The following is a 5,701-nucleotide window of genomic DNA, read 5'->3' as shown; positions in this document are numbered from 1 at the left end:
GTCGAGGAGCCGGCGGTCCCGGGGGCGCCGGCCGCGGACGCGGAGGCGGCGGCCGGGGGCGGGGACACGGGGCCGGCAGAGGTCGAGGGGCCGGCGGTCCCGGGGGCGGCGGCGAGGGCCGGGGGCGCGGAGGCGGCGAGGGCCGCAGACGCGAGGTCGGCGGGGGTCGAGGGGCCGGCGGTCCCGGGGGCGCCGGCCGCGGACGCGGAGGCGATGGCGGGCGGGGACACGGAGTCGGCAGAGGTCGAGGGGGCCGGGGGCCCGGCAAGCGCGGCGGCGGGGGTCGGGAGGGGGTCGGGGGATAGGTACTCCACGCCGCTGGGGCGGTCGTCGGGGGCCGGGACCGGGTTCGACGCGGGGCCGTACCAGCCCGGGCGGACCGCGGCGCGCAGGGTGGCCGCGGTGAAGCCCACCGCCGCCGGCACCCGCGCGGGTTCCGGACGCTCCAGCGGGTCCTCGGCCAGGCAGGCCGCCACCAGCGGGCGGATGTCCTCCGGCACGCCGGAGAGGTCGACGTCCCGGGTCAGGATGCGCAGCAGGACCACCGAGTCCTGCCCCTCGCCGAACGGCTCCCGGCCCGCCGCCGCGTAGGCGAGGACCGTGCCGAGGGAGAAGACGTCGCTCGGCGGCCCGACCTGGCCGCCGTTGCGGATCTGCTCCGGCGAGACGTAACCGACGGAGCCGACGACCGCGCCGGTGCGGGTCAGCGCGGTGGCCTCCAGGGCCCGGACGATCCCGAAGTCGATGACCCGGGGCCCGTCCGGTCCGAGCAGGATGTTGGACGGCTTCAGGTCACGGTGGACGAGCCCCTTGGCGTGGATCGCGGCCAGCGCCTCGCCGAGCGCGGCGGCGAGGATCCGGACGGCCGGCCCGGGCAGCGCGCCGTGGTCCAGGACGGCGTCCCGCAGATTCGGTCCGGGCACGAACTCCGTGGCCATCCAGGGCCGTTCGGCCTCGGTGTCGGCGTCCACCACCCGCGCGGTGTACGTGCCCGCGCCGCCGACGGTCCGGGCGGCGCTGACCTCGTGGCGGAAGCGGGCGCGGAAGGTGCGGTCCTCGGCGTGCTCGGCCCGTACGACCTTCACGGCCAGTCGGAGACCCGTGCGGGACTCGGCGAGGTAGACCTCGCCCATGCCGCCGGCACCGAGTCTGCGCAGGACCGCGTACGGGCCGATGTGGCGCGGGTCTGCTGCGCGCAGCGGCTGCACTCCGGGCTCCCCCTGTCCAACATGTCGTCAGGGGGAGGTTATACGGAGCGCCTCAGACCGCCGGCACGCAGCGGCCGTCCTCGGTGCGGTAGCGCCACTTCGCGCCGTCGGCCACCAGTTCCCTGACGGCGTCGACGAAGCGTTCGACGTGCTCGTCGGGAGTGCCGGCGCCGAAGCTGACGCGGATGGCGTTGAGGGACTTCTCGCCGGGGGCCGCCTCGGGGGCACCGCACTCGCCCTGGGTCTGCGGGTCGCTGCCGAGCAGGGTGCGCACCAGCGGGTGGGCGCAGAACAGGCCGTCGCGGACGCCGATGCCGTACTCGGCGGAGAGGGCGGCGGCGAAGTGGGAGCTGTTCCAGCCCTCGACGACGAAGGAGAGGACGCCGACCCGCGGGGCGTCGTCGCCGAAGAGGGAGAGGATCCGCACCTCGGGGACCTCGGCGAGGCCCGCGCGGACGGTGCGCACGAGGTGCTGCTCGCGGGCGACGAGGGTGTCCCAGCCGGCCTCGGTGAGGGCCTTGCAGGCGGCGGCGATGGCGTAGGCGCCGATGACGTTCGGGGAGCCGGCCTCGTGGCGGGCCGCGGTGTCGTGCCACTCGACGGCCACGCCGCCGTCCTCGCGCCGGGTGACCTTGCGGCTGGCGCCGCCGCCCGCGAGGTACGGCTCGGCCGCCCGGAGCCAGTCGGCGCGGCCGGCCAGGACGCCGGAGCCGAAGGGCGCGTACAGCTTGTGGCCGGAGAAGGCGACCCAGTCGACGTCGAGGTCGGTGACGGACACCGGGTGGTGCGGGGCGAGTTGGGCGGCGTCCAGGACGATGCGGGCGCCGTGGGCGTGCGCGGCGGCGGCCAGTTCGCGCACCGGCCACAGCTCGCCGGTGACGTTGGAGGCACCGGTGACGCAGACCAGGGCCGGGCCGTACGGGTCGCGGTCGGCGAGGGCCCGCTCCAGGGTCTCGACCGCCTGCCGCGGGGTGCGCGGGGCGTCCAGGTAGGTGACCCGCGCGTCCTGCCAGGGCAGCAGGGAGGCGTGGTGCTCGGTCTCGAAGACGAAGACCTGGCAGTCGGCCGGGACCGCGTGGGCGAGGAGGTTGAGGGAGTCGGTGGTCGAGCGGGTGAAGACGACCTGGTCGTCCGGGCGGCAGTCGAGGAACTCGGCGACGGTCCTGCGGGCGTTCTCGAACAGGTCCGTGGAGAGCTGGGAGAGGTAGCCGGCACCGCGGTGGACGCTGCCGTAGTACGGGGCGTAGGCGGCGACGTCGTCCCAGACGCGCTGGAGGGCGGGGGCGCTGGCCGCGTAGTCCAGGGCGGCGTAGGCGACCTCGCCGCCGGTGACCAGCGGGACGGTGACATCTCGCCCCAGAACGGGCAGAGGGGTGCAAACGGACTGGTCGGCGGCAGCGGTGGAGACAGACATGGCGGAACTCCCGTGAGAGGAAGGCGAAGGAGAGAAGAGGGGTGTGCGGAGGCGGGGCTCTGCGGCCCTAACGCATTCGCTTGCTCACGGAAGACTCCTCGACGACCAGGATCCCTGGATGCGTGAGGGATCCGCGCTTGCCGGGGACCTTGCTGTCCACGGCCTGGTCTTCACCCGGGGCACCCCGCCACGGACGGAGGGTTGCCGGACAGTCGGCCGGGGCCTCATGACTGTCACTCATGACCTGGTTCAGGAACGTACGCGATGTGATCGTCGTCCCGCAACCCGTGTCCGGATCGCGGGACGGCGTCCGGCGTCCCTAGGCCCTGTCGTTTGGATCATCCCGGCGTCGCGGGCCCTGGCACGCACATCTGCGGCGTTGTCGTCGGTTGCCAACTCCCCCACTCTCGGCTTCGCTCGAGCGGGGGGACCCCCATCGCGTTGTCGCCCTCCTCCGCCTTGCAGCTGCACGCACCAGACCCCGCTCGGGGCGATGGAAGGCGCCGCACGTTTCAGCCGGCCTGATCCAAACGACAGAGCCTAGGCGTTGCTGGCGGCGATCCAGCGGTCCAGGGTGCGCTTGGCCGCGCCGGAGTCGATGGACTCGGCGGCCCTGGCCATGCCGGCCCGGATCTGCTCGGCCAGCGGCGCGTCGGTGGGCTCGAGCGCGACGAGCGCGGCCGCGGAGTTCAGCAGCACCGCATCCCGTACGGCCCCGCCCTCGCCGTCGAGCAGGCGGCGGGCGACCTCCGCGTTGTACGACGCGTCCGCGCCGCGCAGGGCCTCCACCGGGACGAGGCCGATGCCGACGTCCCGCGGGTCGAAGGTCTCCTCGGTGACCTTGCCGTCGCGGACCACCCACACCCGCGAGGTGGCCGTGGTGGTCAGCTCGTCCAGGCCGTCGTCGCCGCGGAAGACCAGGGAGGAGTTGCCGCGTTCGGCGAGGACGCCGGCCACGACCGGGGCCATCCGCGGATCGGCCACGCCGACGGCCTGGGCCCGTACCTGTGCCGGATTGGTCAGCGGGCCCAGCACGTTGAAGGTGGTGCGGATGCCCAGCTGGCCGCGGGCCGCGGCCACGTGGCGCAGGGCCGGGTGGAACTTCACCGCGAAGCAGAAGGTGATCCCCGCCTCCTCGGCGACCTGCGGGACCCGCTCCAGCGGCAGGTTCAGGTTCACGCCCAGCTTCTCCAGCACGTCCGACGCGCCCGACGCCGAGGACGCGGCCCGGTTGCCGTGCTTGACGACCTTCGCGCCGGTGCCGGCGACGACGATCGAGGACATCGTGGAGATGTTCACCGTCCGGGCGCCGTCGCCGCCGGTGCCGACGATGTCGACGGTCCGGCCCGGCACCTCGATGACGTTCGCGTGCCGGTACATCGCGCGGACGAGGCCGGTGATCTCCTGCACGGTCTCGCCCTTGGCCCGCAGGGCCACGGCGAAGCCCGCGATCTGCGCGTCGGTCGCCTCCCCGCGCATGATCCGGTCCATCGCCCATGCCGTGGCGTCCGCGCTCTGGTCACGGCCCTCCAGCAGCGCGTTCAGCACCTCGGGCCAGGAACGGCCCGCCGCGGTGTCGCCTCCAGCGGGGGTCACAGCGCTCATCAGCCGCTCCTGGGTGTCGTGCACAACGGGGTCGTCGGCCCCAGCCTATCGACCCCCGCGCACGGCGAGGGGCCCCGTCCGGTGCACGGACGGGGCCCCTCGTGTGGCGTGGCGACGCGGGATCAGTGGTGGCCGTGGCCGCTCGTGATCTCCTTGTACTCCTCGACGGTCGGCTTCGGGATCTGGTTGTCCTCGCCGTAGTAGGCGTTGGACAGCTTCACCCGGAGCTTCTCCGCGGCCGGGACCTTGCGCTCGACACCGTTCTCGTCGACCGTCGGACCGATCTCGGCCGGCTTGTACTGCTCGTGCGCGGTGAGCGTGTGCAGCTGCTCCTGGCTGAGCGGCTCGTGCACCTCGATGAACTCACCGTGCGGCAGCCGCTTGATGATGCCGGTCTCGCGGCCGTGCAGCACCTTGTCGCGGTCGCGGCGCTGCAGGCCCAGGCAGATCCGCTTGGTGACGATGAACGCGATGACCGGTCCGGCGACGAAGAAGATCCGGACGAACCAGGTGACGGCGTTGATCGACAGGTGGAAGTGGGTGGCCCACAGGTCGTTGCCACCGCCGACCAGCGTGATCATGTAGATCGTCACCCAGGCGACACCGAAAGCGGTCCGGGTCGGGGCGTTGCGCGGGCGGTCCAGGATGTGGTGCTCGCGCTTGTCGCCGGTGACCCAGGACTCGATGAACGGGTAGACCGCGATCGCCGCCAGGACCAGCGGGAAGAGCACCAGCGGGATGAAGACGCCCAGGACGAGCGTGTGACCCCAGAAGTTGATCTCCCAGCCCGGCATGAAGCGGATCAGACCCTCGGCGAAGCCCATGTACCAGTCGGGCTGGGCGCCGGTGGACACCTGGTCCGGACGGTAGGGGCCCATCGCCCAGATCGGGTTGATCTGCGCGACCGCGGCGATGGCCGCGATGACACCGAAGACCAGGAAGAAGAAGCCTCCGGCCTTGGCCATGTACACCGGCAGCAGCGGCATGCCGACGACGTTGGTGTTCGTCTTGCCGGGACCCGCGAACTGCGTGTGCTTGTGGTAGAAGACCAGGATCAGGTGCGCCACCATCAGGCCGAGCATGATGCCCGGCAGCAGCAGGATGTGGATCGAGTAGAACCGGGCGACGAAGTCGTGGCCGGGGAACTCCCCGCCGAACAGGAAGAACGACAGGTACGTGCCGACGATCGGCACGGACAGGATCGCACCCTCCATGAAGCGGACACCGGTGCCGGAGAGCAGGTCGTCCGGGAGCGAGTAACCGGTGAAGCCGGTGAACATGCCGAGGACGAACAGCAGGAAGCCGAACAGCCAGTTGATCTCACGCGGCTTGCGGAACGCGCCGGTGAAGAACACGCGCATCATGTGCACGAACATGCCGGCGAGGAAGATCAGCGCCGCCCAGTGGTGGATCTGCCGGATGAGCAGACCACCGCGCACATCGAAGGAGATGTGCAGGGTCGAGCTGAACGCCT

General features: G+C 72.5%; 4 protein-coding genes and 1 riboswitch. All 4 genes read right to left on the bottom strand.

Annotation, left to right across the window (positions count from 1 at the left end):
* On the bottom strand, window positions 1–1,208 hold a 1,208-nt coding region (locus tag IE312_RS37445), incomplete at its 3' end, for a serine/threonine-protein kinase (RefSeq protein WP_229900918.1).
* A gap of 52 nt (window positions 1,209–1,260) precedes the next feature.
* Entirely contained in the window at window positions 1,261–2,622 is a 1,362-nt protein-coding gene (locus IE312_RS37440) for an aminotransferase class V-fold PLP-dependent enzyme (RefSeq protein WP_189986779.1), read from the bottom strand.
* Window positions 2,623–2,750: 128 nt separating this feature from the next.
* Window positions 2,751–2,867: riboswitch (SAM riboswitch) on the bottom strand.
* A 295-nt stretch (window positions 2,868–3,162) separates the two neighbouring features.
* Window positions 3,163–4,227, bottom strand: coding sequence for an anthranilate phosphoribosyltransferase (trpD, locus tag IE312_RS37435; protein WP_189986778.1), 1,065 nt, complete (start codon window positions 4,225–4,227; stop codon window positions 3,163–3,165).
* Between the two features lie 122 nt (window positions 4,228–4,349).
* Window positions 4,350–5,701, bottom strand: a 1,352-nt coding sequence (gene qcrB, locus IE312_RS37430; protein ID WP_229900917.1) for a cytochrome bc1 complex cytochrome b subunit, incomplete at its 5' end; no start/stop codon positions are given.

The organism is Streptomyces capoamus, from assembly GCF_014654935.1.
Taxonomy (GTDB): Bacteria; Actinomycetota; Actinomycetes; order Streptomycetales; family Streptomycetaceae; genus Streptomyces; species Streptomyces capoamus.
This window is presented reverse-complemented; position numbering and strand designations above follow the sequence as displayed.